Source organism: Microcoleus sp. B3-D7, assembly GCF_036705305.1.
Lineage (GTDB): Bacteria > Cyanobacteriota > Cyanobacteriia > Cyanobacteriales > Microcoleaceae > Microcoleus.
In genome coordinates this window covers 1-2987 of the sequence record NZ_JAUBUE010000115.1, presented here as the reverse complement: position 1 = coordinate 2987, position 2987 = coordinate 1, and the positions used below count along the sequence as shown (strand labels likewise).

The 2987-nt window shown below is 47.4% G+C and carries 1 protein-coding gene; it reads left to right on the top strand.

The genetic code is table 11. From position 1 onward, the window contains the following. Positions 1 to 125: 125 nt before the first annotated feature. On the top strand, positions 126 to 2987 hold a 2862-nt coding region (locus QUB25_RS29490; RefSeq protein WP_445251999.1), incomplete at its 3' end, for a CHAT domain-containing protein.

Genomic DNA, 2987 nt, shown 5'->3' with positions numbered 1-2987 from the left:
TCGTGGCTGGAAACGTTATGTGTCGGGTTTTCACCGTGATTCACGCTTCAACGAATCGCACTCTTCCTGCCTTTACAGTAAGCGGGCTAGTGATTAAGATTGACAAAAATACAAAAGGGGTGGTTATGTTCGATCGCACTCAATGGTTTTTGGCTGGTATGTCGATCGCACTTTCGGTTCAGTTAAGTCAGCCAGTTGCAGCAGCCGTGCCCGTTGGTAAAGTCGTACAAACAGCACAAACTAACAGTAGCGACGCTGCCCAAAAAGTATATGAAGAAGCAGAGAAACTCTACGAACAAGGAACAGCGCAAGCCTTAAGAGGTGCGATCGCCAAATATGAAGAAGCATTAAAACTGTATCGATCGGCGGGCGATCGCGAGAAAGAAGCTGTCACCCTTAACAGCATCGGTTTAGTTTACTCAGAATTGGGAGAGCAACAGAAAGCGCTACAGTATTTGAACCAGTCGCTTCCCCTGAGTCAAGCAGTCGGCGATCGATCGCAAGCAGCTATTACCCTCAGCAACATCGGCTTAGTTTACTCAAAATTGGGACAGCCACAAAAAGCCCTACAGTATTTCAACCAATCCCTGCCGCTGGGGAGAGCCGTCGGCGATCGCAGCGGGGAAGCTACCACCCTCAGCAACATCGGCAAAGTCTACTCGGATTTGGGAGAAAAACAGACAGCTTTAGAATATTACAACCAATCCCTTCCCCCCACTCGCGCCTCGGGCGATCGCCACGGGGAAGCTATCACTCTCAACAACATCGGCAAAGTTTACTCGGATTTGGGAGAACCACAAAAAGCTTTAGAATATTACAACCGATCGCTTCCCTTGAGTAGGGAAATTGGCGCTCGCTCGCTTGAAGCTACCACCCTCAACAACATCGGGGCTGTCTGCTTAGCTTTGGGAGAGTCACAAAAAGCTTTAGACTATTACAACCAATCCCTTCCCCTAAGTCGCGTAGTCGGCGATCGTAGCGGGGAAGCTGTCACCCTCAGCAACATCGGCAGTGTCTACTCAGATTTGGGAGAGAAACAGAAAGCTTTAGAATATTACAACCAATCCCTTCCCCTAAGTCAGGCATCGGGCGATCGATCGGCGCAAGCTAATATCCTCAACAGCATCGGCGCTGTCTACTCAGAATTGGGAGAGCAAGAGAAAGCTTTGGAATATTACCATCAATCCCTCCATCTAAGTCGGGAAATCGGCGATCGCAGCGCGGGATCTCTCACCTTCAACAACATTGGCAGAATCTACGACGATTCGGGAGACAAACAAAATGCTTTAGAGTATTACAACCAATCCCTTCGCCTGAGTCGGGAAGTGGGCGATCGCAGCAGGGAAGCTACCATCCTCAAAAACATTGGCTTAGTTTACTTAAAGTTGGAAGAGAAACAAAAAGCGCTACAGTATTTTAGCCAATCCCTGGTCCTGAGTAGGGCTGTCAGCAACCCCGGAATAGAAGCTGTCAACCTTTTCGGCATGGCTGCTGTCAAGCGCGATCTCAACAATCTTACCGAAGCCCTCAACGACATTGAATCCTCTCTCAAAATCATCGAAAACCTCCGCACCAAAATTGCCAGCCCTGAACTCCGCACCTCATACTTTGCCACAGTACAGGACTACTACGAATTCTACATCGATTTGTTAATGCAACTGCATAAAGCTAATCCTAAATCCGGTCATGATACAAAAGCCTTAGAAGCCAGCGAACGTTCGAGGACCCGCAGCCTCCTCGAACTCCTCTTTGAAAGTAACGCCAACATTCGCGAAGGCATTGACCCCAATTTACTGCAACAAGAAAAGAGCTTGCAACAGCAACTCAATGCCATTGAAAAGCAGCGCATTCAAGAACTCAGCAGCCCCAACCCCAACGCAACTAAAATCGCTGAAATCGACTCGGGGCGCCTTGCACTTTTGGAACAATATCAGCAACTCCAAACAAAGATTCGTACCGCCAGCCCCCGCTACGCTGCCCTCACCCAGCCCCAACCTTTAACACTGACAGAAATTCAGAAGCAGATTATCGATGAAAACACGATTTTATTGCAGTATTCCCTCGGCACAAACCGCAGTTATTTGTGGGTGGTTAGCCAAAAGGAACTCACCAGCTATGAATTGCCAAAACGCGCAGATATTGAAACAGCAGCCGGGAAGTTTCGAGACGCAATAACTAGCCCAATCCACAGAGAGATTCCCCAAAAAGTTGCCGAAGCCAGTGCCAATCTGAGTCAATTAATTTTACAGCCCGCAGCAGCCAAATTAGGCAATAAACGCTTATTAATTGTTCCCGACGGCGTGCTGCACTATACCTCTTTTCCGGCTTTAACTCTTGACCCAACCCGAGGACAAAATACCAATGTTCCCTTAATTGCCGAACATGAAATTATTACCCTGCCTTCCGCCTCAACTCTCGCCATTCTCAGGCAAAATTATGCAGATAGAAAACCACCAAGCCAAACATTAGCAATTTTAGCAGATCCTGTTTTCAGTCCAGATGATGAAAGAATTAAAGGAAAAATCACCCCAGCAACAACCGAAAAATTAGAAGCAAATAACCTCGGTTTAAATCGCTCGCTTCGTGCTTCCGAGATAGAATGGCCACCAAAACGCCTCGCATTTAGTCGCCAAGAAGCTCAAACAATATCCAGCTTATTCCCCTCAGCTTCTAGCCGTCAAATATTTGATTTTGATGCCAGTCGCACTACCGCTACCGACGGCAATTTAGCTAATTATCAAATCGTGCACTTAGCCACCCACGGCATTGCCAACAACAAAAATCCCGAACTGTCAGGAATTGTGATGTCTACGGTAGATAACAAGGGCAATCTTGTCAATGGCTTTTTGCGCCTCACGGATATTTTCAACTTGAAACTGGCGGCAAATTTAGTGGTTTTAAGTGCTTGTCAGACGGGAATGGGACAGAATGTTAAAGGCGAAGGAATGGTGGGATTAACAAGGGGTTTTATGTATGCGGGGGCGCAG